Origin of the sequence: Aeromonas sobria, assembly GCF_006243315.1 — a bacterium.
GTDB lineage: Bacteria > Pseudomonadota > Gammaproteobacteria > Enterobacterales > Aeromonadaceae > Aeromonas > Aeromonas sobria_A.
In genome coordinates this window covers 1-25,163 of record NZ_NKWE01000028.1, presented here as the reverse complement: position 1 = coordinate 25,163, position 25,163 = coordinate 1, and the positions used below count along the sequence as shown (strand labels likewise).

Sequence of the window (25,163 nt, the reverse complement as noted above, 5' to 3'; positions counted from 1 at the left end):
TGTCGATGTGGCGCATTATAGAGATCCAGCTCACATTGGCAAGGCTTTACCGCAATTTAATTGCAAAAAAGTGCAATTTATTAGTTATTCATATCAGCACACAACCTTTACACAGACTTATCCACAAAAGTGGCGTATCTGTAGGTAACTCACCCTGCTTTAACCCTTTAATCCTGCACTACAGCAACAACTAGAATGTCTTGCTGCCGAGGTGGCGCCAAGTCCATATATAAGAGAACGCGAATCGTCAGGCCTGCACCCTCTGGCATCCAAAGACGTGGTTGGTGAATCGCTTCCGCTTTCTGATCTGCATGACTTGCTCTGATATTTATCCTCCTGCGCCCAAGCAGATAAAGATTGTCGCAACCAAGCGCACCACAACAAGTGTGGAGATTCATCATGCGGCACAGCCTGTGGATGGGGTGCGTGAAGTTGTGCTCCTAAATGAAGGAGGCCTTACCCTGACAGCTTGGCAAAGTAGGCAGCCTTTTAAAAATTATCTCGCCTATCAATCACGCAGGGCAGCTCAGCCTATAGGCACCGCTGTTCGGCTGACTGTAGCGTTTGATCCAGGTGTACATACCGAGTCAGGAAACACCGCGTCGCTCGACAACCCACGCCACAGGTAATGGCGCTCTGTCACCAGCTTGACAGCGGCCAATTTGAATTCTTCTGTATAACGTTGCGGCTTAATCATCACTCCACCTAAATAGTGTCGGTTTAAGGCGCTTGAGGTGTCGAGGCAAGCGAGATGATTCATTTAGGGCAGTTGAGGCAGTTGAGGCAGTATCAGAATTCATTAAAAGAAAAGCCGGGACAAGCCCGGCTTTTTCTTTATATCACTCAGCAGCTGCTTCAGCAGCGGCCGGGCGGTCTACCAGCTCAATATAAGCCATAGGGGCGTTATCGCCTGCACGGAAACCGCATTTCAGAATGCGAGTATAACCGCCGGCGCGCTCCAGGTAGCGCGGGCCCAGTTCATTGAACAGCTTAGCCACGATCGCGTTATCGCGAGTACGGGCAAATGCCAGGCGACGATTAGCAACGCTATCAGTCTTGGCAAGGGTGATCAGCGGTTCAACTACACGGCGCAGCTCTTTTGCCTTAGGCACAGTCGTCTTGATGATCTCATGACGAACCAGTGAGCTGGCCATGTTGCGGAACATAGCCTGACGATGGCTGCTGTTCCGGTTCAGTTGACGACCACTCAAACGATGGCGCATGACCTTATCCTTCTAACTAAATCTGTGAAACCCGTAATCTGGATTACTCGTCAGCGATGCTGGCGGGCGGCCAATTCTCAAGGCGCATGCCAAGAGACAGACCACGGGAGGCCAACACATCCTTGATCTCAGTCAGGGACTTCTTACCGAGGTTAGGAGTTTTAAGCAACTCAACTTCGGTACGCTGTACCAGATCACCAATATAGTGGATAGCTTCTGCCTTCAGACAGTTCGCAGAACGAACTGTCAGCTCCAAATCATCGACAGGACGCAGCAGAATCGGATCAAACTCGGGTTTCTCTTCTTTCTTCTCGGGCACGCTGACATCGCGCAGATCCACGAAGGCTTCCAGCTGCTCAGCCAAAATAGTGGCAGAGCGACGGATAGCTTCTTCAGGATCCAGAGTACCATTGGTCTCCATGTCGATGACGAGCTTGTCCAAGTCGGTACGCTGTTCCACACGTGCTGCCTCAACATTGTAGGCAATACGAACGATGGGGCTGAACGCAGAGTCCAGCAGCAGGCGACCTATCGGACGCTCTTCATCATCGTTGTGAACACGAGCAGAAGCAGGCACATAACCACGACCGCGCTGAACTTTCAGGCGCATGCTGATGTCAGCATTAGCACCGGTCAGGTGGCAGATTACGTGCTCCGGGTTTACGATCTCGACTTCATCACCGTGAGTGATATCACCAGCGGTAACGGGGCCTGTTCCAGACTTGGTCAGGGACAGAGTTACCTCGTCCTTGCCTTCCAGCTTCACAGCGATACCTTTCAGGTTAAGCAGAATTTCAAGAATGTCTTCCTGCACACCTTCTTTGCTGCTGTACTCATGCAGTACCCCGTCAATTTCGACTTCAGTAACTGCACAACCGGGCATAGATGACAGCAAAATACGACGCAGAGCATTGCCCAGCGTGTGGCCAAAGCCACGCTCAAGTGGCTCAAGAGTCACTTTCGCATGAGTCGGGCTAACTTGCTCGATGTCAACTAGCCGCGGTTTAAGAAAATCTGTTACAGAACCCAGCATTGTGTCCTCTCTTTAGAAGCTAGCTTTACTTGGAGTAAAGCTCGACGATCAGCTGTTCGTTAATGTCGGCAGACAGGTCGGAACGCTCTGGCAGACGCTTGTAAGCACCTTCCATTTTAGCGGCGTCAACCTCTACCCAAGTCGGCTTCTCACGCTGACCAGCAACCTCAAGGGATGCTTTGATACGCGCTTGCTTCTTAGCCTTCTCACGAACGCAGATCACGTCCTCAGGGGAAACCTGGAAAGAAGGAATGTTCACAACGCGACCGTTTACCATGATGGCCTTGTGGCTCACCAGCTGGCGAGATTCAGCACGAGTAGCGCCGAAGCCCATACGGTAAACAACGTTGTCCAAACGACCTTCCAGCAGCTGCAACAGGTTTTCACCGGTGTTACCTTTTTGACGGGCAGCATCGCGATAGTAGTTGCGGAACTGTTTTTCCAATACGCCGTAAATACGACGAACTTTTTGCTTTTCGCGCAGCTGAACACCGTAGTCGGACAGACGCGCTTTACGCGCACCGTGCTGACCAGGAGCGGTGTCAATCTTGCACTTAGAGTCAATCGCGCGAACGCCAGACTTCAGGAAGAGGTCTGTACCCTCGCGACGGCTAAGCTTAAGCTTAGGACCGATATATCTTGCCATCTTCTTTCTCCAACAATCCTAGACCAAGTTGCAACAGCGTTATACGCGGCGCTTCTTGGGAGGACGACAACCGTTGTGCGGGATCGGAGTCACATCAGTAATATTAGTGATGCGGAAACCAGCCGCGTTCAGAGCGCGGATGGATGACTCACGACCGGGACCCGGACCTTTGACCATGACTTCCAGGTTCTTCACGCCGTATTCTTTGGCGATCTCACCAGCACGCTCAGCAGCTACCTGGGCAGCAAACGGAGTGGACTTACGGGAACCACGGAAACCTGAACCACCAGAGGTAGCCCATGACAGAGCATTGCCCTGACGGTCAGTAATGGTCACGATTGTGTTGTTGAAAGATGCATGAACGTGCGCAATACCGTCGCTCACTTGCTTTTTAACGCGCTTGCGAGCACGAGTCGGAGTTTTAGCCATTTTCTACCTTCCCGTTACTTCTTGATAGCCTTGCGCGGACCCTTACGGGTACGAGCGTTGGTCTTGGTACGTTGACCACGAACAGGCAGGCTACGACGGTGACGCAAACCACGGTAGCAACCCAGATCCATCAATCGCTTGATGTTCATGGAAATCTGACGACGCAGGTCACCTTCAACGGTGAATTTACCTACTTGTTCACGCAGACTCTCGATCTGAGCTTCGTCCAGGTCTTTAATTTTCACATTCTCAGCGATACCGGCTGCGGCACAGATGGCCTTGGAGCGGGTACGACCGACGCCATAAATCGCAGTCAACGCAATGACTGCATGCTTATGGTCAGGAATGTTAATGCCAGCGATACGGGCCACTATTCACTCCTACATATAGTAGATTACGACCACCACAAAGCCCGTGAGCGGATACGTGGCGGTCAACCAATACACAACAAAAGTTGGCTGGCTATATTAGCCAGCACAACTATTTGTTGCAAGTACTAACCGTAAAAAATTAGCCTTGGCGCTGTTTATGCTTTGGCTCGCTGCAAATCACACGCACCACACCGTGACGCTTGATGATTTTGCAGTTACGGCAGATTGCCTTAACGGAAGCACGAACTTTCATTGCTTAACTCCGTAACTACGCCCACCTTTAGCGGCCGTAGCCCTTCAGGTTGGCCTTCCTCAGAACATCACCATATTGATGAGACATCATATGGGTTTGTACCTGAGCCATGAAGTCCATGATAACTACCACTATAATCAGCAGCGAAGTGCCACCGAAGTAGAACTGTACGTTCCAGGCAGTCATCAAGAACTGTGGTACCAGACAGATAAAGGTTATATAGAGCGCACCTGCCAATGTCAGGCGAGTCATAACCTTATCGATGTAACGTGCTGTCTGCTCGCCCGGGCGGATCCCCGGGATAAAGGCTCCACTCTTCTTCAAGTTATCAGCTGTCTCGCGGGGATTAAACACCAACGCGGTATAGAAGAAGCAGAAGAAGATAATGGCTGCTGCATACAGCATCTCGTAAAGCGGTTGACCAGGCTGCAGGACCATAGAGACCTGCTGCAAAATATCAGCAACTTTACCCTCTCCCTGACCAAACCAAGAGGTAATGGTCCCTGGGAACAGGATGATACTGGATGCGAAAATCGCAGGAATCACACCGGCCATATTTACTTTCAATGGCAGGTGTGTGCTTTGCGCGGCGAATACCTGGCGGCCTTGTTGACGCTTTGCATAGTTAACGACGATACGACGCTGACCACGCTCCACGAACACCACAAAGTAAGTCACTGCGAAAACAATCAAGCCCAGCAACAACAACAGCAGGATGTGTAATTCCCCTTGACGTGCCTGTTCGGCCGTAGCGCCAATGGCATGCGGCAGACCAGCAACGATACCCGTGAAAATAATCAACGAGATACCATTACCAATCCCACGCTCGGTAATCTGTTCACCCAACCACATCAAAAACATGGTACCGGTGACCAGACTTACAACAGCTGTGAAGTAGAAACCAAGACCCGGGTGAGACACGAGCCCTTGCATCATATTCGGCAGACCTGTTGCAATACCAATGGCCTGGAAAGTTCCCAAAACCAGCGTGCCCCAACGAGTATATTGGTTAATCTTGCGACGGCCGGATTCACCTTCTTTCTTGAGTTCAGCAAGAGCGGGGTGAACCACTGTCAGCAGCTGGATGATGATCGACGCCGAAATATACGGCATGATCCCCAGCGCAAGAATAGAAGCACGCGATAGTGCACCACCACTGAACATGTTAAACATCTCAATGATGGTGCCCTTCTGTTGTTGGAACAACTCGGCCAGTACGGCGGCGTCAATACCAGGAATCGGCACATAAGAGCCTGCACGGAAAACGATAATCGCCCCGAGAACGAAGAGCAGACGGCTCTTCAATTCACTCAGACCACCCTGTGCTTTAACATCCAATCCTGGTTTCTTAGCCATTGTACTGATTATTCCTCGATTTTACCGCCAGCGGCCTCGATGGCTGCACGTGCACCTTTGGTGACGGACACACCACGAACGGTCACAGCACGGTCAATGTTGCCAGACAGAACAACTTTAGCGAAAACGATGTTCTTAGTAACAACACCGGCTTGCTTCAGAGTGCTCAGATCGACCACATCACCTTCTACCATGGCGATTTCGTTCAGACGCACTTCAGCTGAAATCAGCGATTTGCGAGAGAAGAAACCGAACTTCGGCAGACGGATTTTCAAAGGCATCTGACCACCTTCGAAACCGTTGCGGACTTTACCGCCACCGGAACGAGAGGTTTGGCCTTTAACACCACGACCACCAGTCTTGCCTAAGCCGGAGCCGATACCACGACCACGACGTTGTTTTTCAGGCTTGGAACCAGCGGCCGGAGACAGAGTGTTCAGACGCATGCTTAGCCCTCCACCTTAACCATGTAATAAACCTGGTTGATCATACCGCGTACGCAAGGAGTATCTTCCAGCTCAACGGTGTGACCAATGCGACGCAGACCCAGACCACGCAGAGTCGCCTTGTGCTTTGGCAGACGGCCGATAGAGCTGCGAGTTTGAGTTACTTTTACAGTGTTAGCCATGTCGCATTACCCCAGAATTTCTTCAACGCGCAGACCACGCTTGGCAGCGATCTGAGCCGGGGATTGACCCTGTACCAGAGCGTCTACAGTTGCGCGAACAACGTTGATTGGGTTGGTGGAACCGTAGGTCTTGGCCAGCACGTTGTGGATACCAGCAACTTCCAGAACAGCACGCATGGCGCCGCCTGCAATGATACCAGTACCTTGTGAGGCCGGTTTCATGAACACGGAAGAACCTGAGTGAACACCACGCACCGGGTGGTGCAGAGTGCCATTGTTCAGCTCAACCTTGCTCAGGTTACGCTTAGCCTGTTCCATTGCTTTTTGAATAGCAGCTGGAACTTCACGGGCTTTACCGTAACCGTAACCTACACGGCCGTTACCATCACCCACCACGGTCAACGCGGTGAAGGACATGATACGACCACCTTTAACAGTTTTCGAAACACGGTTGACTGCAATCAGCTTTTCTTGCAGTTCGCCGGCTTGAGATTCGACTTTAGCCATCTTCGACTCCTAGCTTAGAACTGAAGACCAGCGTCACGTGCAGCAGTTGCCAGAGCGGCAATGCGACCATGATACTTGAAACCGGAACGATCGAAAGATACGTTCTGAACGCCTTTGGCAATAGCACGCTCAGCGATTGCTTTACCCACTGCGGTAGCTGCATCAGCATTACCGGAGTGTTTGAGCCCTTCACTGATGGCTTTCTCTACTGTGGAAGCAGAGGCCAGAACTTCGGAACCGTTGGCTGCGATTACCTGCGCGTAGATATGACGCGGGGTACGGTGAACAACCAGACGGGTAGCTCCCAGTTCCTGCATCTTCTTCCGAGCACGAGTAGCACGACGGAGACGAGCTGCTTTCTTGTCCATAGTGTTACCTTACTTCTTCTTAGCTTCTTTAGTACGCACTTGCTCATTGGCATAGCGTACACCCTTGCCCTTGTAGGGCTCCGGAGCGCGGTAAGAACGGATATCGGCGGCGACTTGGCCAACCATCTGCTTGTCGACACCACGCAGAACGATTTCTGTGGCAGTCGGACACTCAGCGGTCACACCAGCCGGCAGCGCATGCTCTACCGGGTGAGAGAAGCCCAGAGCCAGCGCTACAGCATTGCCCTTGATGGAGGCTTTGTAACCTACACCAACCAGCTGCAGCTTGCGCTCGAAGCCTTGGGTAACACCGATTACCATGTTGTTGACCAATGCACGTGCAGTACCGGCCTGAGCGTCAGCACCAGCGATGCTGTCGCGCGGGGCGAACTTCAGTACATTGTCTTCTTTGGTCACTTCTACACCGGCGTGAATAGAGCGAACCAGAGAACCTTTACCACCTTTGATGGTCAGTTCCTGGCCGTTCAGAGTCACCTCTACGCCAGCAGGAATAGTGACGGGTGCCTTAGCAACACGAGACATTTCCTACCTCCTATTAAGCGACGTAGCAGATGATCTCACCGCCCATGCTTGCTTTGCGAGCAGCACGGTCAGTCATCACACCTTTAGACGTGGACACGATAGCAACACCGAGACCGCCCATAACTTTCGGCAGATCAGTAGTGCGCTTGTAAATACGCAGGCCGGGACGGCTCACGCGTTGGATCAGTTCTACAACTGGCTTGCCCTGGAAATATTTCAGTTCAATTTCCAGTTCCGGCTTCACATCACCAGCTACGGAGTAGCCAGCAATGTAACCTTCTTCTTTCAGCACGTTGGCAATCGCCACTTTCAGCTTGGAAGAAGGCATGGAAACCGCAACTTTGCTCGCCGCCTGACCGTTACGGATGCGGGTCAGCATATCCGCGATCGGATCTTGCATGCTCATAAGTCTAACTCCCGAGATTCGTTACCAAGAAGCCTTCTTCAGGCCCGGAATTTCGCCCTTCATGGCATGCTCACGCACCTTGATGCGAGACAAACCAAACTTGCGCAGGAAACCGTGCGGACGACCAGTAATATTGCAACGGTTACGCTGGCGGGACGGACTGGAATCACGGGGCAGCTGTTGCAGTTGCAGTACAGCATCCCAACGCGCTTCTTCAGAAGCGTTCATATCAACGATGATAGCTTTCAGCTCGGTACGCTTGGTGGCGTACTTGGCTACCAGCTTCGCACGCTTTGCTTCGCGCGCTTTCATGGATGTTTTAGCCATAACCCTAACCTTACTTGCGGAATGGGAAGTTAAAGGCAGCCAGCAGAGCACGGCCTTCTTCATCGGTATTCGCGGAAGTGGTGATGGTGATATCCAGACCACGGACGCGATCGACTTTGTCATAGTCGATTTCCGGGAAGATGATTTGCTCACGCACGCCCATGGAGTAGTTACCACGACCGTCAAACGCTTTAGCGTTCAGGCCACGGAAGTCACGGATACGCGGTACGGAGATGCAAATCAGCCGTTCCAGGAACTCCCACATACGCTCGCCACGCAGGGTTACTTTACAACCTATCGGGTAGCCTTCACGAATCTTGAAGCCCGCAACAGATTTGCGAGCTTTGGTGATCAGCGGCTTCTGACCGGAAATGGCAGCCATATCGGCAGCAGCATTTTCCAGCAACTTCTTGTCAGAGATCGCTTCACCAACACCCATGTTCAGGGTGATTTTCTCGATCCGAGGGACTTGCATGATAGTCTTGTAACCGAACTGTTTGGCCAGTTCATTTACTACATCTGATTTGTAGTAATCATGCAGTTTCGCCATCGTTAAACTCCAATTACTTCACAAGTTCGCCGGTGGATTTGAAGAAACGAACTTTTTTGCCGTCTTCAATCCGGAAACCAACGCGGTCAGCTTTGCCAGTGGCAGAGTTGAACAGCGCTACGTTTGATACATCGATCGGGGCTTCTTTGGTGATGATACCGCCAGCCTGACCCAATGCGGGTACCGGCTTCTGGTGCTTCTTCACCTGGTTGATGCCTTCGACGAATACCTTACCTTTTGCAATCAGGACTTGAGTGACTTTGCCACGCTTGCCCTTGTCTTTGCCGGTAAGTACGATCACTTCGTCTTCGCGACGGATTTTAGCTGCCATCGTTCGACTCCTTACAGTACTTCGGGTGCCAGGGACACAATCTTCATGAACTTCTCATTACGCAGTTCACGGGTCACCGGGCCAAAAATACGAGTACCGATTGGCTGTTGGTTGCCGTTAAGCAAAACAGCCGCATTGTTGTCGAAACGGATGACTGAGCCGTCCGGACGACGAACGCCTTTACGGGTGCGTACGACCACCGCGTTATATACATCACCTTTCTTCACTTTACCGCGAGGAATGGCTTCCTTGATGGAAACTTTGATGATGTCGCCGATGCCGGCGTAACGGCGGTGCGAGCCACCCAGAACCTTAATACACATTACACTGCGAGCGCCGGAGTTGTCGGCTACGCCCAGCATACTTTGCATCTGGATCATTTTAGTGCTCCGCTTTGTTTACTTCTTATCCCTTTCGGGATCTGGCTGCCCTCAAAAGGCGCGAAACTATAACACAGCTTTTTCAGAAAAGGTAGCCTAAAAAACAAACGGCCCCGCAATGGGGGCCGTTTGAAGTACAAAGTACCGATTAGGCCTTTTCTAAGATACCAACCAGGGTCCAGGACTTGGTCTTGGACAGCGGACGGCACTCGCGGATTTCCACGAGATCGCCAGCTTTACACTCGTTGTTCTCATCGTGCACGTGCAGCTTGGTAGTACGCTTGATGATCTTACCGTAGATCGGGTGCTTTACCTTGCGCTCGATAGCAACAGTGATGGATTTCTCCATCTTGTCGCTGATTACACGACCTTGCAGAGTACGGATTTTGTCAGTCATTACGCACCTGCCTTCTCAGTCAGTACAGTCTTGATACGTGCGGCGTCACGACGCACTTGTTTCAGAGTGTGAGTCTGAGCCAGTTGGCCGGTGGATGCTTGCATGCGCATGTTGAATTGCTCACGCAGCAGGCCCAGCAGCTCCTGGTTCAGTTCTTCGACGCTCTTTTGACGCAGATCTTGAGCTTTCATCACATCACCGTCTTAATTACGAAAGTGGTCTGAACGGACAGCTTAGCAGCAGCCAAGGCAAACGCTTCACGCGCCAGAGCCTCAGGTACACCATCCATCTCGTACAGAACCTTGCCAGGCTGGATCGGGCAAACCCAGTATTCCACGTTACCCTTACCTTTACCCATACGTACTTCGAGGGGCTTTTCGGTGATGGGCTTGTCCGGGAACACACGGATCCAGATCTTACCTTGACGCTTAACGTGACGGGTCATGGCACGACGGGCTGCTTCGATTTGACGAGCAGTCAATTGACCACGGGATGTCGCCTTCAGGCCAAAGGTACCGAAGGATACTTCGTTACCAGTGTTGGCCAGACCGCGGTTACGACCCTTATGGGTCTTGCGGAATTTGGTACGCTTAGGTTGCAACATTTACCGAATCTCCTTACTTAGCAGCGCGGCGCTTGTTGTCACGCTTGGGCTTTGCAGGAGCTTGCTCTTGAGCAGCAGCGGCAGCAACAGCAGCCAGACCGCCCAGAACTTCACCCTTGAAGATCCAAACTTTAACGCCGATCACACCGTAAGTGGTGTGGGCTTCAGAAGTTGCGTAGTCGATGTCGGCACGCAGGGTGTGCAAAGGCACACGACCTTCACGGTACCATTCGGTACGCGCGATTTCAGCGCCGCCCAGACGACCGGAAACTTCCACTTTGATGCCCTTGGCACCCAGGCGCATTGCGTTCTGTACGGCGCGCTTCATAGCACGACGGAACATTACGCGACGTTCCAGCTGGGAAGTAATGCTGTCAGCAACAAGTTTGCTGTCCAGCTCCGGCTTGCGGACTTCGGAAATGTTGATCTGAGCAGGCACGCCAGCAATAACGGCTACAGCTTTGCGCAGTTTCTCAACGTCTTCGCCTTTCTTACCAATCACGATGCCTGGACGAGCGGTGTGAATAGTCACACGGATGCTCTTGGCCGGACGCTCGATGGTGATCTTGGACAAGGACGCGTTTTTCAGTTCCTTGGTCAGGAACTGGCGCACTTGAAAATCGCTGAACAAGTTGTCAGCGAAATCTTTGGTGTTCGCGAACCAGGTAGAATTCCAAGGCTTGGTAATACCCAGGCGAATGCCATTAGGATGTACTTTCTGACCCATTGCTTATCTCCCAGCCTTAGCGTCGGATACCACTACAGTGATGTGAGCGGTACGCTTGAGGATACGATCCGCACGACCTTTGGCACGCGGACGGATGCGCTTCATGGAGGGACCTTCGTCGACCATGATAGTAGCAACACGCAGCGCGTCGATATCGGCGCCTTCGTTGTGCTCAGCGTTTGCAATGGCAGATTCCAGCACTTTCTTAACCAGCACTGCAGCCTTTTTCGGGCTGAAGGTCAGGAGAGTCAGAGCCTTGTCTACAGACAGACCACGTACTTGATCGGCTACCAGACGAGCTTTCTGGGCAGAAGTACGGGCATAACGGTGTTTAGCGATAGCTTCCATCATTTATCCCTTAGCGCTTCTTAGCCTTCTTATCAGCAGCATGGCCGCGATAAGTACGAGTCGGTGCGAATTCACCCAGTTTGTGACCGATCATTTCTTCGGTAACAAAAACCGGAACGTGCTGACGACCATTATGGACAGCGATGGTCAAACCGATCATGTTCGGGATGATCATTGAACGACGGGACCAGGTTTTAACCGGCTTTTTATCCCCGCTTTCCACCGCTTTCTCTACCTTCTTCAGCAAGTGCAGGTCAATAAATGGACCCTTCTTGAGAGAACGTGGCATGGTGATTCCTCTATGTTAACAATTACTTGTTACGACGACGTACGATGTACTTGTCGGTACGCTTGTTCTTACGGGTCTTGAAGCCTTTAGCCTTCTGGCCCCATGGGGACACAGGCTGCATGCCTTTGTTACGACCCTCACCACCACCGTGCGGGTGGTCGACCGGGTTCATCGCCATACCGCGAACGGTCGGACGAATACCACGCCAGCGGTTGGCACCGGCTTTACCCAGTTGACGCAACATGTGCTCGGAGTTACCGACTTCACCGATGGTGGCGCGGCACTCGGCCAGAACTTTACGTACTTCGCCGGAACGCAGACGCAGAGTTACATAGTTACCATCACGAGCCAGGATCTGGATGAAAGTACCAGCGGAACGAGCCAGCTGTGCACCTTTACCAGGCTTCATCTCAACTGCGTGAACAGTAGAACCAACCGGGATGTTGCGCATCGGCAGGGTGTTACCTACCTTGATGGCAGCATCAGCACCAGATGCGATCGCGTCACCAGCTTTCAGGCCTTTCGGAGCCAGGATGTAACGACGCTCACCGTCTGCATACAACACCAGAGCGATGTTAGCGGTACGGTTAGGATCGTATTCCAGGCGCTCTACTTTAGCCGGGATACCGTCTTTGTCGCGCTTGAAGTCGACCAGACGATAGTGCTGCTTGTGACCACCACCGATATGACGGGTAGTGATACGGCCGTTGTTGTTACGACCACCGGACTTGCTTTTGCTGTCCAGCAGAGCGGCGAAGGGCTTACCCTTGTACAGCTCTTGATTGACGATCTTGACGACGTGACGGCGGCCCGGAGAGGTAGGCTTGCACTTAACGATTGCCATTTTTGAGAACTCCTCTTACTCGGCTGCGCCCATGAAGTCGATGTCCTGACCAGCTTTCAGGGTCACATAAGCCTTTTTCCAATCGGAACGACGGCCTACGCGTGCACCTGCGCGCTTGGTTTTACCCTTCATGTTCAGGGTACGGACGGTCTCAACTTCAACCTCGAACAGTTTCGCAACTGCTGCTTTGACTTCCGCTTTGGTAGCATCAACAGCAATTTTGAACACGATAGTGTTCTGCTTTTCTGCGACCATAGTGCTCTTTTCAGAGATATGCGGAGCCTTCAGAACTTTCAACAGACGCTCTTCGCGGATCATGCCAGCATCTCCTCGATTTGCTTAACTGCATCAGCAGTCATCAGAACCTTGTCGAAAGCGATCAGGCTGACCGGGTCGATACCGGCAACATCACGCACGTCAACTTTGTACAGGTTGCGAGCAGCCAGGAACAGGTTCTCATCGACTTCAGCTGTCACGATCAGAACGTCTTTCAGTTCCATCTCTTTCAGCTTGGCGATCAGTTCTTTGGTCTTAGGCGCATCGATACCGAATTTCTCGACAACGATCAGGCGCTCTTGACGTACCAACTCGGACAGGATGCTACGGATAGCGCCGCGGTACATCTTCTTGTTTACTTTCTGGCTGTGATCTTGCGGCTTAGCTGCAAAAGTCACACCACCGGAACGCCAAATGGGCGAACGGATGGAGCCAGCACGGGCACGACCAGTACCCTTCTGACGCCACGGCTTTTTGCCGCCACCAGACACTTCAGAGCGAGTCAGCTGCGCACGAGTACCCTGACGGGCACCTGCGGCATATGCAACGACGACCTGGTGAACCAGAGCTTCGTTGAATTCGCGCCCGAAGGTAGTCTCGGAAACTTCAAGAGCGCTCTTGGCGTCTTTCATTACCAATTCCATTACTATCTCCTCAGACGTTACGCTTTGACGGCAGGTTTAACGATCACGTTGCCGTTGGTCGCACCCGGAACTGCACCTTTAATGAGCAGCAGGTTACGTTCAGCGTCAACACGAACCAGTTCCAGGTTCTGAGTAGTTACACGCTCAGCACCCATGTGACCAGCCATCTTTTTGCCCTTGAATACACGGCCCGGAGTCTGGTTCTGACCGATAGAACCCGGAGCGCGGTGAGACAAGGAGTTACCGTGGGTCATATCCTGGGTGCGGAAGTTGTGGCGCTTAACGCAACCAGCAAAACCTTTACCTTTGGATGTGCCAGTAACGTCTACCAGCTTAACGTCAGCGAGAAGATCTACTTTCAGCTCGTTACCAACAGTGAAAGTTTCACCGTTGTTCAAGCGGAATTCCCACAGGCCGCGACCGGCTTCTACACCAGCTTTGGCGAAGTGGCCAGCTTCAGGCTTGGTTACACGGCTGGCTTTTTTGGCGCCAGTGGTAACCTGAATAGCGTTGTAGCCGTCGGTTTCTACAGATTTGACCTGAGTTACACGGTTAGCTTCAACTTCGATAACAGTCACCGGGATAGAAACGCCATCTTCAGTGAAGATGCGAGTCATACCCACTTTGCGACCTACAAGACCGATTGTCATTGTTATCAACCTCTTTCCGTAATTAACCCAGGCTGATCTGGACGTCTACACCAGCTGCCAGATCCAGACGCATCAGAGCATCTACGGTCTTGTCAGTCGGCTCAACGATGTCTACCAGACGCTTGTGAGTGCGGATCTCATACTGATCACGCGCGTCTTTGTTGACGTGCGGGGAAGTCAGAATGGTGAAGCGCTCTTTGCGAGTCGGCAGCGGGATAGGACCGCGAACCTGCGCGCCAGTGCGCTTTGCAGTTTCAACGATTTCCGCTGTAGATTGATCAATCAGGCGATGATCAAAAGCCTTCAGGCGAATACGGATTCTTTGGTTCTGCATTGACAGAGCTCCAATAGATAAAAGAACATAAACCAGCACCGCCCGACCGAGATTACTCCCGCCAGAGGTGTGATTTTTCACGTTTCCTCCCATATCGGGAGGACTGTATGGCTGGCTCTCGTAAACGAGGAGCTCAGCAGCAGACATATCGTCTGGCTTACCTCATGGGTAAGCGGGGGAGAGTATACGGATTTTTCAAATTTACGCAAGGGAGCGCGCACATATTGTGCACAATTTTATGTGGCAGATGGATCTCTGTTAGGGGGTCTGTCATTACCTTCGCAGCGAGCTAATCCCATCAAGGAATGTCCGGCGTCACGACAAGCTCATCGCCAGACTGATAGACTGCGACTTTCTTCCGTTTATGACATAACAACGATGATCAAAGATCAAAAGAAAGCCTACCAGTACGCGCTCTGCGCGGTGGCCCTGTGGTCAACGGTGGCCACCGCCTTCAAAATTTCCCTCACCTATTTTGCGCCGGTGCAACTGCTACTGATTGCGGCGCTGACCTCCACCCTGCTGCTGGGGGGGATCGTGCTCAAGCAGGGTAAACTGCCGCTGCTGTGCAGTTATCTGCGCAGCCGCCCGTTTTATTATCTGATGCTGGGGGTGATGAACCCCTTCCTCTATTACCTGCTGTTGTTCAAAGCCTATGATCTGCTGCCTGCCCAGCAGGCGCAGACCCTTAGCTACACCTGGGCCATCACCCTCACCCTGCTATCGGTGCCGTTCCTCGGCCAGACCCTGCGCCGCCGCGATGGCGTTGCCATCGTGCTGGGCTATTTCGGCGCGCTGGTGATCGCCACCAAAGGTGATGTCTTTGGCCTGCATTTTGACAATCCATTGGGGGTGGCGCTGGTGTTGCTCTCGACCCTGATCTGGGCCAGCTACTGGATCCTCAACACCCGCAATCAGGGAGATCCCATCGTCAGCCTGCTGCTCGGTTTCATTATTAGCCTCCCCTTTATCGTGCTCGCCACCTGGCTACTGGCTGACTTCCAGCTGACCGCCTGGCAAGGATGGTTGGGGGCAATTTATGTCGGGATCATCGAGATGGGGTTTGGCTTTGTGCTGTGGCTGATGGCGATGCGCCATGCCACCAACACCGCCCCTATCAGCAACCTTATCTTCATTTCACCATTCGCCTCATTGGTACTGCTCAACCTGCTGGTTGGCGAGGCAATCGATCCCGCCACCCCGATCGGGCTGGGATTGATTGTGGCGGCGCTGCTGATCCAGCAGCTGAGATATGGCAAACGCTATCGCAAAGCCATCCCCGCCACCGCGGAAAAAATCCGCTGATAATAGAGAAGGGCGTATCTACTGATACGCCCTTCTTTCAATCCACCCACTCCTGCGGCTGATTTTTCGGCAACCGTATATCTACCAGCAAGCCCCCAAGTTCAGCATTGCCCAACCTGATGGTGCCGTGGTGCTGAGCGACTATCTTGGCCACGATGGCCAATCCCAGACCACTGCCGCCCTCGGTGCGCGCCACATTGCCCTGAGTGAAAGGCTTGAGCACTCGGGAATAGTCCTGCTCCGGAATGCCGGGGCCATCATCGGACAATCGCAAACGAATCCAGTGACAATCATCTTTCAACTCGGCATGCAAACTGCTCGCCCCATAGCGCAGTGAGTTGCTGGCAAGATTACTCAATACCCGCCGCATACTGACCGGATTGCAGGCAACCAGCACAGCGTCTTGCGGCAACATCAAGTCAACCTCCAGCCCCTGCTCTGAGTGGATCAACAGGGTATCGTGGATCAACTGAGTCAGGTCGATCGGCAGCAAATCCTGCCCTTCATCCGGACGGATGTAGTCGATGAACTGATCGATAATGGCGTTGGACTCATCGATATCGGAGTTGATGCTCTCTTTGAGGTACTCATCACCGGACGACATCATCTCGATCGCTAACCGAATACGGGTCAGTGGCGTACGCAAATCGTGAGATACCCCGGCCATCATCAGGTTGCGCTCTTCGATCAGGCTCTTGATGGAGTGCGACATATGGTTGAAGGTTCGGGTCAGGCGACGCACTTCCCGCGAGCCCAGCTCTCCCAGCGCATCCGGGAAATGCCCTTTGGCCACCGCAACCGCACCCGCCTCAAGATCCTCAAGCGGGCGCACCAGTTGCCGGGCAAAACGCCAGGCTGCAAACAGAGTGATCACCAGCAACACGCTCAGATAGATGATGAGGGGTTCGATATCGTCATCTTCAATCTCGGTCAGCGGGATCCGCACCCAAATTTTGCTGGCCTGAGGCGGCTGGATCCAGATGATGTAGTGATCCTGGATCTCGACCCGCACCTTGGCGTCGCCCCCCAGTTCACGGCTGATATTCTCTTCCAGATAGGGGTAAGGCTTGGCGTTGTTGAATCCATGCTGGATTGCCTCGCTCTGGGTATAGATGTCGGTACCGGTCGTCACATAGACCAGCGCCTCGGCATCTTCACTCAACGCCAACTGCTCACTGTTGAGCGGCAAGATCAGCTTGACCTGATTGGCCAGCAGATGACTGATCTGTTTGACTGTCGGGGCCAGTAGATAATTGTAAAACGTGACGTAGGAGACGGCCTGATAGACCACCAGCACGGCGGCCAGAAACCAGAGCATGCGCGAAAACATGCTGCCGATTTTTTTCATGTCCTGTCACCGTCCGGGACAAACACATAGCCCAAACCCCAGACAGTCTGCAAATAACGAGGCTGGGTTGGATCTTGTTCCAGCAAGCGGCGCAAGCGGGATACTTGCACATCAATACTGCGTTCGGTGGCGGTGTATTCGCGGCCACGAGCCAGATTCATCAGCTTGTCGCGAGAGAGGGGTTCGCGTGGATGGCTAACCAGCACTTTCAGCACCGCAAACTCGCCACTGGTCAGCGCCATTGGCTCACCATCACGACTTAGCTCGCGAGTCGCCAGATTGAGCTGGAAAGCACCGAAGTTGACCACCTTCTCTGCGGCAGAGGGTGCCCCCGGCAGCTCGACGGTATGGCGACGCAACACGGCACGGATCCGCGCCAGCAGTTCGCGGGGATTGAACGGCTTGGGCAGATAATCGTCAGCCCCCATCTCAAGCCCGACGATGCGATCAACTTCATCCCCCTTGGCGGTGAGCATCAGCACCGGGATCTGGTTGCCCGCTTCCCGCAGACGGCGGCAGATGGAGAGCCCATCCTCCCCCGGCAGCATCAGGTCGAGCACCATCAGACTGAAGTTTTCTCGGGTCAGCAAGCGGTCAGCCTGTTCGCCATTGGCCACTCCGCGCACCACGAATCCCTGCTCTGTGAGATAGCGCTCCAACAGGGAACGTAATTTCAGGTCATCGTCCACCACCAGGACCTTGTATTGCTGCTGACTCATTGCTTTGCCTCTTGAATTCTTTCGCTGCCCCCAATACTAGGGGGGGATATAGCCGGAGCAAAGCATAAATATGTTACCGGTTATTACCCATCCCGATAGCGTGACGGGTATCAAGTCGCCCCCTTGCCAGCCCGCCCCAAGATGGCGCCAGCCAAGCCCCTACGATTTACCTCGACAGCAAGAGTGCAAAAGCTAATATTCTCGGGCAGTTAGCACCCCTCCCCCTTTGACCAGGTCACAGATCCCATGAAGACAAAGCTGATCACCCGCGAAGGCTACAACAAGCTCAAAGATGAACTCGATTTTCTGTGGCGCCAGGAACGCCCCGAGGTCACCAAAAAAGTGGCATGGGCCGCCAGCCTGGGAGATCGCAGCGAAAATGCCGACTACCAGTACAACAAGAAGCGGCTGCGGGAGATCGACCGGCGGGTACGCTATCTGCGCAAGTGCCTCGAAGAGCTGGGGATCGTCGACTATGCCCCTGCCCAAGAGGGTAAGGTGTTCTTCGGCGCCTGGGTCGAGGTGGAAAACGACGAAGGTGAGACCAAGCGCTTTCGCATCGTCGGCTATGACGAGATCTTCGAGCGCAAGGATTACATCTCCATCGATTCCCCTATGGCCCGCGCCCTGCTCAAGAAAGAGGTCGGGGATGAGGCCGTGGTGCCTACGCCAGTTGGTGACGCCTGCTGGTATATCAACGAGATCAGCTACCCCAAATAGAGACCGCTCGCTCCAGGCAAACCGTGAGGTGCGGGCGTAGCGGCAAGGTAGGCCGCCCTCCCCTACGGTTCCATCAGTCCCACTGACCAGTCCCACTGACGCGACTCCAGCGCAGGGTGGCATCCCGCCACACGACCCCATATAGTGCTCACACTTGGCGCCTGATGGCGCTCGACCATTGAGGCCCTCAATAACACCATGATGCAAACCATAGAGAGACAAATTGCCGGTGAGCTCAATGCTCGTCCGGAGCAGGTGCAGGCTGCGGTTCGCCTGCTGGATGAAGGCTCAACCGTGCCTTTTATCGCCCGTTATCGTAAAGAGGTGACCGGCGGTCTGGACGACAGCCAGCTGCGCACTCTGGAGAGCCGCCTCGGCTATCTGCGTGAGCTGGAAGATCGCCGCAAGGTGATCATTCGCTCCATCGAGGAGCAGGGCAAGCTGACCCCCGAACTGGCCCGCGAATTGAACGGTGCCGACAGCAAGACCCGGCTGGAAGATCTCTACCTCCCCTACAAACCCAAGCGCCGCACCAAGGGGCAAATGGCCATTGAGGCCGGGCTGGAGCCGCTGGCCAACCTGCTGTTCACCGACCCGATGCAGGATCCCGAGCAAGCTGCCATTGACTTCATCAATGCCGAACAGGGGATTAGCGACAGCAAGGCCGCCCTCGATGGCGCCCGCTACATCCTGATGGAGCGCTTCGCCGAGCAGGCCGATCTGCTGGAAAAGCTGCGCGACTACCTGTGGCAACACGCCACCCTGCGGGCCCGCGTGGTAACCGGCAAGGAGCAGGAAGGGGCCAAATTCAAAGACTACTTCGAACATGACGAGCCGCTGCACAAGGCGCCCTCTCATCGGGTGCTGGCCATGCTGCGCGGACGTAACGAGGGGATCCTCAATCTGGCGCTGGTGACGGGCGAGGAGACAAGCGCCAGCCCCTGCGAAGGGATCATCGCCCACCACCTCAAGCTCAATCTACAAAACCGCCCGGCCGACAAGTGGCTGCAAGGGGTGGTTAGCTGGACATGGAAGATCAAGCTCTCCCTGCAGATGGAGACCGAACTGGTCGGCCGCATCCGCGAATCGGCAGAGGACGAGGCAATCAAGGTGTTCGCCATGAACCTCAAGGATCTGCTGATGGCAGCCCCGGCCGGCATGCGCTGCACCATGGGGCTGGACCCCGGCATCCGTACCGGGGTCAAGGTGGCTGTGGTGGATGCCACCGGCAAGCTGGTCGATCACGCCACCATCTATCCGTTCGAACCGAAACGCCAGATTGATCAGAGCCTCAAGACCCTGAGCGAGCTGTGCCAGAAACACAAGGTCGAGCTGATCAGCATCGGCAACGGTACCGCCTCGCGGGAGACCGACCGGCTGGTGAGCGATCTGTTCGAACGCTACCCCGCCGCCAAGGCGCAGAAAATCGTGGTGAGCGAAGCGGGGGCCTCGGTCTACTCCGCCTCGGAGCTTGCCTCTCAGGAGTTCCCGGATCTCGACGTGTCGATCCGCGGTGCCGTCTCTATCGCCCGCCGCCTGCAGGACCCGCTGGCCGAGCTGGTCAAGATCGACCCCAAGAGTATCGGTGTCGGCCAGTATCAGCACGACGTCGGCCAGAGCCAGTTGGCCCGCCGACTGGATGCGGTGGTCGAAGATTGCGTGAACGCGGTCGGGGTGGATGTGAATACCGCCTCGGTCGCCCTGCTCAACCGGGTTTCCGGCCTCTCCCAGACTCTCGCCCAGAACATCGTCGCCTATCGGGATGAACACGGCGCCTTCAAGAGTCGTCAGCAGTTACTCAAAGTGAGCCGGCTCGGCCCCAAGGCATTCGAGCAGTGCGCTGGTTTTATGCGGATCCGCGACGGCAGCAACCCCCTCGACAGCTCGGCGGTTCACCCGGAGTCTTATCCGGTGGTGGAGCGGATCCTCGCCAAGCTGGCACAAACCGTGGACAGCCTGCTCGGCAATAGCTGTTTGCTACGCAGTCTCAAGCCTGCCGACTACACAGATGCGCAGTTCGGCATACCCACAGTGACCGATATCATCGGCGAGCTGGACAAGCCGGGCCGCGATCCGCGCCCCGAGTTCAAAACCGCTACCTTCAAGGAAGGGGTGGAGAAGATCAGCGACCTGGTGCCCGAAATGGTGCTGGAAGGGATGGTCACCAACGTCACCAACTTCGGCGCCTTCGTCGATATCGGCGTCCATCAGGATGGGCTGGTGCACATCTCATCCCTGACCGACCGTTTCATCAAGGATCCCCGCGAGGTGGTCAAGGCGGGCGACATAGTGCGGGTCAAGGTGCTGGAGGTGGATGCCCCGCGCAAGCGGATCAGCCTGACCATGCGGCTCGACGAAAAAGCAGGGCAGCCTGTTCGCAAACCGGCGCAATCGCGCACGTCGGATGCCTCCCACAACAGACCCAAGCCTGAATCGCGCCCAAGCGCACCCGTCGGCGGCGCCATGGGCAACGCCTTCGCCGCCGCTCTATCCAAGACCAAGAAATAACTCCCCCAGTAATGAAAAAGCCCCGCGAGGGGCTTTTTTAACAGCAAAGATCCGGCTCATTGCGCAAGGGCAGCAAGAATGCTCTCGGGCTCGCCATGCTGTGCCAACACTCCCCGCAGCCGATTGAATGCCTTGCAGGCCTCCTGCGGATACTTGCCATAAGAGACGACGCCGGTGTGGCTCCAACCAGCCGCCAGCATCACTTTTTTCTTGAAATGGGTTCCTTCGGTTCCCCCTCCGCCAAGCTGCATCAGAAATTGCTCCATCTGCAGGTGAGGTGGCGGCACACGGGAGAAGGTGGTGAAATCTTCCGCTTTGACTTCATCGAAATGCATGACAGCTCCTGTGAAATAGTGATGGGCCTGATCTTCAGGTTAGTTGCAAAACACTTACCACTCGATGAAAGTTTGGCGAGACAGACTCAGATATGCAGGCTGAGGGACTTGGTAGCGGCCGGACTGACGGCCTGTTGATAGTGGCCCGCGATGACGCTGTTGCGCTTGTCCATATAGGCACTCAACACGCCACCCGATTTCGCGCTCTGCTCGGCCATCAACTCTTTGCGCGCCTTGGCTTCACTCGCAGCGGCACTGCGCGCGACCGACAGGTCTTGAGCGGAGGGCTCGGCAGGCGCCAGCGCCGCAGCGCGGATCTGCTGCATCTTGGCGATGGTAGCGGCGGGGTCACCGGGCACGGCACTGGTATCGATCTGAACTTCACCGCCAGTCGCGTAACGCTTGCCATCCGGGCCTTGCGTAAACTGGTAGGTTGGAGAGCTGGCATGCTCGCCGCCTGCCGACTGGTGAGCCTGCTCGTGAGTGCGTACCTCCTTATCCCGATCAACCAGATCCTGAACCTGCTGCTCTTGCCGCTGTTGCTGTTCCTGCTGTTTGGGATCTTGCTGCTTGCGCTGACCCTCTTCACCAGTCGCCTCGACAAAACGGTAATCCAGAGGGTTTTGCACCGCAGGCTGGTTGCCATCACGGCTACCTTGGGTCGCCGGATTACTGTTGGCCGCCTGACTGGCTTTGGATTTCTCTTTCTGGGAGCCGACTTCAGATTCGGCACTGGAGGCTTGACCCGAACGGGCCTGCGGGATCAGCTCTGCCCGGCGATTATCCGTCCTGGCCGCTTCCACCTGGGGTTGCAGCTGCGTAGGGATAAGGGGGGGCAGACTGACATTGATGTTCATCTCACACCCGGATGTCGATCAGGGTTCCCATCACATCGCTGGCGGTCTGCACTACTTTGGCGGAAGCCCCCGCCTGCTGCTCGGCCACCTTGAGATTGACGAGCTCATCGGTCACTTGCACCTGATCCCCACTGGGAGTGTTGAGGCGGGCGATCTGATTGGATGCCTTGTCGGCAATCTGCTCGGCTCGCTGAAATCCCTGTACCCCACTGTTGAAGGCTGAATCAATACGCATGATGTTACTCCTCTGGTCACAGCTTAATTATCCGCCAGACAAGAGGATTTATGAAGCCTGCAGGCTATTTTTTAGCCAACAAAATCTCTAACGATTTCAATGAATTTGTCAGGGTGGGAAATAAAGGGCGCGTGTGAGGCTTTGTTGAGGGTCACGCTGTGGCTGGCAGGGTAGAGATCGTCCAGCAGGGGAATCGCTGCCTTGGGTACCAATGAATCCAGTCGGCCATAGATCCGCAACCAGGGCAGATCCAGACCTTGCAACGGTTGCCGCAGGTCAATGTCGGCCAGCAGTCTCAGCCCGGCGTCAAGGGCAGCAAACTGGGGAGCCGGGCGTTCGGCCAGCCAGTGGCGTAACTGGCGGATATCATCCCTGGCATGCTCACTACCCATGGCCTGGATCGCCAGAAAGCGTTCTATAGTCTGGCGAAAATCCCCCGCCAGCATCTGGTTGAAGCCGGTTAGCACCTTGGGGGCAATCCCCGGCCACTCGTCGCGAGCCATGAAACAGGGGGAGCTGGCCACGGTGATCAGGGAGTGCAGCCGCTCGCGATGGGTCAGTGCCAACTGGCTTGCCACCAAGCCACCAAGGGACCAACCAAGCAGATGGCACTTATCCGGCAAGATCGCGGCCACCTGCTCGGCAAGCCAGGGCAGGCTGTAATCCACCTCGTCTGCCAGCGGGCTGTTGCCAAAGCCGGGCAAATCCACCAGATGAACCCGATAGTGGGCCGCCAACTGTTGGGCAATCCCATGCCACACCGCGCCGTTCATGCCCCATCCGTGCAACAACACAAGATCGGCCCCCTGGCCAAACTGCTCTACCGATATGCTCATCTAGACTCAAGATCCCTGTTCATACTCTTGGGGTCAGCATGTTAAAGCGACTGCTCGCTAAAGCAAGCCCGCTGCTCGGCAGCCATGGCGACTGGCAAGGCAGCTGTCTGCTTTGTCAGCAAGCTTGCGACCGCGAGCCTTTGCTCTGCAGCTGGTGTCGGCAGTCACTGCGCCAGTCACAGCCCAAATGCCGCCTCTGCGCCGCACCGCTGGCTGACTATATAGAAGAGAGCATACCTGTCTGTGGCCGCTGCCAGCGCAGGCCTCCCCCTTGGGAGCGGTTGCAGGTGATCGGCGACTACCAGACCCCCTATCCCATGCTGATCCCCCGGCTCAAATATTCTGGCCAGATCCTGCTGGCGCCATTGCTTGCCCGCCTGCTGGCCGATCATCTGGATAGCAGCGATCCGCCGGAGGCGATCGTTCCTGTTCCCCTGCACTGGTGGCGAAAATGGCGACGGGGTTTCAATCAAGCGGAGGAGATCGCGCAAACCCTTGGCGAGCTCACCGGCATCCCCTGCGACAACACGCTGTTGCAGCGCATCAAGGCGACCCCGCAGCAAACCACTCTCAGTGCCGGGCAGCGGCGGCGCAATCTGCGCGGGGCATTCAGTATCCAGCCTCACCAGTACCGCCACGTCGCGCTGCTCGATGATGTAGTGACCACCGGTGCCACCGCAGGCCAGCTTGCCCGCGTGCTCCATGAGAGCGGCATCACAACGGTAGAAGTGTGGGCCATTTGCCGCACGCTCAGGCACCGCAACTAGCCATCGCCATGGCTACCCAAGCATTCATAACCGCGTTATTATGAATACCCTAGTCGTACACTCAGGTTTATGAGGATAGTGATGATCAGCATTTCCGACGCCGCCCAGGCCCATTTCCGTAAACTTCTGGAAAAACAGCCTGATGGCACCAACATCCGGGTGTTTGTGGTCAATCCGGGAACCCAGAATGCCGAGTGTGGCGTATCTTATTGCCCACCCGATGCAATGGATCCGGAAGATCAAACCCTGCCCTTCAGCGGTTTCGACTGCATGGTCGATACCTTGAGCGCCCCCTATTTGATCGATGCCACCATCGACTTCGTCACCGATCAGATGGGCTCCCAGCTGACCCTGAAAGCCCCCAACGCCAAGATGCGTAAAGTGGCCGATGATGCACCACTGATCGAGCGGATCGAGTATGTGCTGATGTCCGAGGTCAACCCCATGTTGGCCGGTCACGGTGGCAAGGTCACCCTGGTCGAACTGACCGATGACAAACTGGCTATTCTGCAGTTTGGCGGCGGCTGCAACGGTTGCTCCATGGTCGATTACACCCTCAAAGAAGGGATCGAGAAGCAGCTGCTGGAGAAGTTCCCGGGCGAGCTCAACGGCGTAAAAGACGCGACCGAGCATCAACGCGGCGACCACTCCTACTATTGATCAGCCCCGTTTGCCCGGCCCCACCATCCAGAGGCTAAGGCCAACGCGCATATGAGCAACGTTTGTTTGCTGTAAAAAATCCGGCACCAATCAATTGGTGCCGGATTTTTTAATGTCCATGACCCACCTGAGACGACGCTATGAGCGTTACTGCTGCTCAATATTAGCTCCCTGCTACCTCGTTCCCCCTGAATACGCGTCTCACCAAGCCATGAGGCTGGCTGATCACCACGCCAGTTAACCAAGGGCCCATAAAAAAGGCTATGTCCCAATTACGTGTTGCATGGGGTGCCCCAGCGCCTCATGCAGACACGCTTTGATATTCACTCCCTTCCCGTAACGCTCCAGCATCCTGCGCCAACCCAGATAATTCCTCAGATAATGAGTTGCCACGCCATGAAAGCGCACC

General features: G+C 54.8%; 39 protein-coding genes and 2 pseudogenes. 5 read left to right on the top strand and 36 right to left on the bottom strand.

What is annotated here, in order from left to right; genetic code table 11:
- Positions 1-294 precede the first annotated feature (294 nt).
- From CF137_RS22265 to rpsJ, 29 genes and pseudogenes are all read right to left on the bottom strand, one after another.
- Positions 295-697, bottom strand: a pseudogene (locus tag CF137_RS22265) (transposase); the annotation flags it as partial.
- A gap of 142 nt (positions 698-839) precedes the next feature.
- Entirely contained in the window at positions 840-1,223 is a 384-nt protein-coding gene (rplQ, locus tag CF137_RS09925; protein ID WP_042019386.1) for a 50S ribosomal protein L17, read from the bottom strand.
- Between the two features lie 43 nt (positions 1,224-1,266).
- Positions 1,267-2,256 (bottom strand): DNA-directed RNA polymerase subunit alpha, encoded by a 990-nt coding sequence (locus tag CF137_RS09920; protein WP_042019383.1) that lies wholly within the window; start codon positions 2,254-2,256, stop codon positions 1,267-1,269.
- A 25-nt stretch (positions 2,257-2,281) separates the two neighbouring features.
- The gene (rpsD, locus tag CF137_RS09915) at positions 2,282-2,902 is read right to left on the bottom strand and encodes a 30S ribosomal protein S4 (protein ID WP_042019380.1); all 621 of its coding nucleotides are present in this window, start codon (positions 2,900-2,902) and stop codon (positions 2,282-2,284) included.
- Positions 2,903-2,941: 39 nt separating this feature from the next.
- Positions 2,942-3,331, bottom strand: a complete 390-nt coding sequence (gene rpsK / locus CF137_RS09910; RefSeq protein ID WP_005319702.1) for a 30S ribosomal protein S11 — start codon at positions 3,329-3,331, stop codon at positions 2,942-2,944.
- Between the two features lie 14 nt (positions 3,332-3,345).
- Positions 3,346-3,702 (bottom strand): 30S ribosomal protein S13, encoded by a 357-nt coding sequence (rpsM, locus tag CF137_RS09905; RefSeq protein WP_005307991.1) that lies wholly within the window; start codon positions 3,700-3,702, stop codon positions 3,346-3,348.
- 139 nt (positions 3,703-3,841) lie between these two features.
- Positions 3,842-3,955, bottom strand: a complete 114-nt coding sequence (gene rpmJ, locus CF137_RS09900; protein WP_005319705.1) for a 50S ribosomal protein L36 — start codon at positions 3,953-3,955, stop codon at positions 3,842-3,844.
- Positions 3,956-3,982: 27 nt separating this feature from the next.
- Entirely contained in the window at positions 3,983-5,311 is a 1,329-nt protein-coding gene (gene secY, locus CF137_RS09895) for a preprotein translocase subunit SecY (RefSeq protein ID WP_042019379.1), read from the bottom strand.
- Positions 5,312-5,319: 8 nt separating this feature from the next.
- Positions 5,320-5,757, bottom strand: coding sequence for a 50S ribosomal protein L15 (rplO, locus tag CF137_RS09890; RefSeq protein WP_042019377.1), 438 nt, complete (start codon positions 5,755-5,757; stop codon positions 5,320-5,322).
- A 2-nt stretch (positions 5,758-5,759) separates the two neighbouring features.
- Positions 5,760-5,939 carry a 50S ribosomal protein L30 gene (rpmD, locus tag CF137_RS09885; protein WP_005307985.1) on the bottom strand — a complete coding sequence of 60 codons (180 nt, stop codon included), beginning with the start codon at positions 5,937-5,939 and terminating at the stop codon, positions 5,760-5,762.
- Positions 5,940-5,945: 6 nt separating this feature from the next.
- Complete coding sequence (rpsE, locus tag CF137_RS09880) at positions 5,946-6,446, bottom strand: 30S ribosomal protein S5 (RefSeq protein WP_005319713.1); 501 nt, start codon at positions 6,444-6,446, stop codon at positions 5,946-5,948.
- 14 nt (positions 6,447-6,460) lie between these two features.
- A complete protein-coding gene (gene rplR, locus CF137_RS09875) occupies positions 6,461-6,814 on the bottom strand; it encodes a 50S ribosomal protein L18 (protein WP_042019374.1) in 354 nt (117 codons plus the stop codon).
- Between the two features lie 9 nt (positions 6,815-6,823).
- Complete coding sequence (gene rplF / locus CF137_RS09870) at positions 6,824-7,357, bottom strand: 50S ribosomal protein L6 (protein WP_042019373.1); 534 nt, start codon at positions 7,355-7,357, stop codon at positions 6,824-6,826.
- Positions 7,358-7,370: 13 nt separating this feature from the next.
- On the bottom strand, positions 7,371-7,763 hold the full coding sequence (gene rpsH, locus CF137_RS09865) for a 30S ribosomal protein S8 (protein ID WP_042019371.1): 393 nt from the start codon (positions 7,761-7,763) through the stop codon (positions 7,371-7,373).
- A gap of 21 nt (positions 7,764-7,784) precedes the next feature.
- Positions 7,785-8,090, bottom strand: a complete 306-nt coding sequence (gene rpsN, locus CF137_RS09860) for a 30S ribosomal protein S14 (protein ID WP_042010205.1) — start codon at positions 8,088-8,090, stop codon at positions 7,785-7,787.
- 10 nt (positions 8,091-8,100) lie between these two features.
- Positions 8,101-8,640: a 50S ribosomal protein L5 gene (rplE, locus tag CF137_RS09855; protein WP_005319725.1), complete on the bottom strand. Its 540-nt coding sequence runs from the start codon at positions 8,638-8,640 to the stop codon at positions 8,101-8,103.
- 13 nt (positions 8,641-8,653) lie between these two features.
- Entirely contained in the window at positions 8,654-8,971 is a 318-nt protein-coding gene (gene rplX / locus CF137_RS09850) for a 50S ribosomal protein L24 (RefSeq protein WP_042019369.1), read from the bottom strand.
- An 11-nt stretch (positions 8,972-8,982) separates the two neighbouring features.
- Positions 8,983-9,351 (bottom strand): 50S ribosomal protein L14, encoded by a 369-nt coding sequence (gene rplN, locus CF137_RS09845; RefSeq protein WP_005890908.1) that lies wholly within the window; start codon positions 9,349-9,351, stop codon positions 8,983-8,985.
- A gap of 148 nt (positions 9,352-9,499) precedes the next feature.
- Positions 9,500-9,748: a 30S ribosomal protein S17 gene (gene rpsQ, locus CF137_RS09840; RefSeq protein ID WP_042019367.1), complete on the bottom strand. Its 249-nt coding sequence runs from the start codon at positions 9,746-9,748 to the stop codon at positions 9,500-9,502.
- Complete coding sequence (gene rpmC, locus CF137_RS09835) at positions 9,748-9,939, bottom strand: 50S ribosomal protein L29 (RefSeq protein ID WP_042019365.1); 192 nt, start codon at positions 9,937-9,939, stop codon at positions 9,748-9,750. The genes rpsQ and rpmC overlap by 1 nt, the downstream gene beginning before the upstream one ends.
- Positions 9,939-10,352 (bottom strand): 50S ribosomal protein L16, encoded by a 414-nt coding sequence (rplP, locus tag CF137_RS09830; RefSeq protein ID WP_005319737.1) that lies wholly within the window; start codon positions 10,350-10,352, stop codon positions 9,939-9,941. Before rplP ends, rpmC begins: the two co-directional genes overlap by 1 nt.
- Before the next feature lie 13 nt (positions 10,353-10,365).
- Complete coding sequence (gene rpsC / locus CF137_RS09825; protein WP_042019362.1) at positions 10,366-11,079, bottom strand: 30S ribosomal protein S3; 714 nt, start codon at positions 11,077-11,079, stop codon at positions 10,366-10,368.
- Positions 11,080-11,082: 3 nt separating this feature from the next.
- A complete protein-coding gene (rplV, locus tag CF137_RS09820) occupies positions 11,083-11,427 on the bottom strand; it encodes a 50S ribosomal protein L22 (protein WP_005890899.1) in 345 nt (114 codons plus the stop codon).
- A gap of 10 nt (positions 11,428-11,437) precedes the next feature.
- Positions 11,438-11,716, bottom strand: coding sequence for a 30S ribosomal protein S19 (gene rpsS, locus CF137_RS09815; protein ID WP_005307960.1), 279 nt, complete (start codon positions 11,714-11,716; stop codon positions 11,438-11,440).
- 22 nt (positions 11,717-11,738) lie between these two features.
- Positions 11,739-12,560, bottom strand: a complete 822-nt coding sequence (rplB, locus tag CF137_RS09810) for a 50S ribosomal protein L2 (RefSeq protein WP_033130006.1) — start codon at positions 12,558-12,560, stop codon at positions 11,739-11,741.
- A 15-nt stretch (positions 12,561-12,575) separates the two neighbouring features.
- Positions 12,576-12,878 (bottom strand): 50S ribosomal protein L23, encoded by a 303-nt coding sequence (rplW, locus tag CF137_RS09805; protein WP_042019359.1) that lies wholly within the window; start codon positions 12,876-12,878, stop codon positions 12,576-12,578.
- Positions 12,875-13,480 (bottom strand): 50S ribosomal protein L4, encoded by a 606-nt coding sequence (gene rplD, locus CF137_RS09800; RefSeq protein ID WP_042019358.1) that lies wholly within the window; start codon positions 13,478-13,480, stop codon positions 12,875-12,877. The genes rplW and rplD overlap by 4 nt, the downstream gene beginning before the upstream one ends.
- Before the next feature lie 17 nt (positions 13,481-13,497).
- Complete coding sequence (gene rplC, locus CF137_RS09795; RefSeq protein ID WP_042019356.1) at positions 13,498-14,130, bottom strand: 50S ribosomal protein L3; 633 nt, start codon at positions 14,128-14,130, stop codon at positions 13,498-13,500.
- 22 nt (positions 14,131-14,152) lie between these two features.
- Positions 14,153-14,464: a 30S ribosomal protein S10 gene (gene rpsJ / locus CF137_RS09790; protein ID WP_042019353.1), complete on the bottom strand. Its 312-nt coding sequence runs from the start codon at positions 14,462-14,464 to the stop codon at positions 14,153-14,155.
- Between the two features lie 378 nt (positions 14,465-14,842).
- On the opposite strand from rpsJ, the gene CF137_RS09785 reads away from it, so the two are divergent.
- Positions 14,843-15,769, top strand: a complete 927-nt coding sequence (locus CF137_RS09785; RefSeq protein WP_139718880.1) for a DMT family transporter — start codon at positions 14,843-14,845, stop codon at positions 15,767-15,769.
- A 37-nt stretch (positions 15,770-15,806) separates the two neighbouring features.
- On the opposite strand, the gene envZ is transcribed toward CF137_RS09785, so the two are convergent.
- On the bottom strand, positions 15,807-17,117 hold the full coding sequence (envZ, locus tag CF137_RS09780; RefSeq protein ID WP_162515908.1) for a two-component system sensor histidine kinase EnvZ: 1,311 nt from the start codon (positions 17,115-17,117) through the stop codon (positions 15,807-15,809).
- A complete protein-coding gene (gene ompR, locus CF137_RS09775) occupies positions 17,114-17,836 on the bottom strand; it encodes an osmolarity response regulator transcription factor OmpR (protein ID WP_042019348.1) in 723 nt (240 codons plus the stop codon). The genes envZ and ompR overlap by 4 nt, the downstream gene beginning before the upstream one ends.
- Before the next feature lie 246 nt (positions 17,837-18,082).
- Here ompR and greB point away from each other — a divergent pair, with 246 nt between their 5' ends.
- Positions 18,083-18,556, top strand: coding sequence for a transcription elongation factor GreB (gene greB / locus CF137_RS09770; RefSeq protein ID WP_068978209.1), 474 nt, complete (start codon positions 18,083-18,085; stop codon positions 18,554-18,556).
- Between the two features lie 198 nt (positions 18,557-18,754).
- Positions 18,755-21,064, top strand: coding sequence for a Tex family protein (locus CF137_RS09765; protein WP_414731098.1), 2,310 nt, complete (start codon positions 18,755-18,757; stop codon positions 21,062-21,064).
- 56 nt (positions 21,065-21,120) lie between these two features.
- On the opposite strand, the gene CF137_RS09760 is transcribed toward CF137_RS09765, so the two are convergent.
- The 4 genes from CF137_RS09760 to bioH all read right to left on the bottom strand — a co-directional run bounded on the left by CF137_RS09760 (position 21,121) and on the right by bioH (position 23,327).
- Entirely contained in the window at positions 21,121-21,399 is a 279-nt protein-coding gene (locus CF137_RS09760; protein ID WP_068978207.1) for a hypothetical protein, read from the bottom strand.
- A gap of 86 nt (positions 21,400-21,485) precedes the next feature.
- A complete protein-coding gene (locus CF137_RS09755; RefSeq protein ID WP_139718879.1) occupies positions 21,486-22,256 on the bottom strand; it encodes a putative metalloprotease CJM1_0395 family protein in 771 nt (256 codons plus the stop codon).
- Between the two features lies 1 nt (position 22,257).
- A complete protein-coding gene (locus CF137_RS09750; protein ID WP_042019342.1) occupies positions 22,258-22,491 on the bottom strand; it encodes a flagellar hook protein FlgE in 234 nt (77 codons plus the stop codon).
- 71 nt (positions 22,492-22,562) lie between these two features.
- Positions 22,563-23,327 (bottom strand): pimeloyl-ACP methyl ester esterase BioH, encoded by a 765-nt coding sequence (bioH, locus tag CF137_RS09745; protein ID WP_139718878.1) that lies wholly within the window; start codon positions 23,325-23,327, stop codon positions 22,563-22,565.
- 38 nt (positions 23,328-23,365) lie between these two features.
- On the opposite strand from bioH, the gene CF137_RS09740 reads away from it, so the two are divergent.
- Positions 23,366-24,094: a ComF family protein gene (locus CF137_RS09740; protein WP_139718877.1), complete on the top strand. Its 729-nt coding sequence runs from the start codon at positions 23,366-23,368 to the stop codon at positions 24,092-24,094.
- A gap of 81 nt (positions 24,095-24,175) precedes the next feature.
- A complete protein-coding gene (gene nfuA, locus CF137_RS09735) occupies positions 24,176-24,754 on the top strand; it encodes a Fe-S biogenesis protein NfuA (RefSeq protein ID WP_042019334.1) in 579 nt (192 codons plus the stop codon).
- 261 nt (positions 24,755-25,015) lie between these two features.
- On the opposite strand, the pseudogene CF137_RS09730 reads toward nfuA, so the two are convergent.
- Positions 25,016-25,163, bottom strand: a pseudogene (locus tag CF137_RS09730) (IS1595 family transposase); the annotation flags it as partial.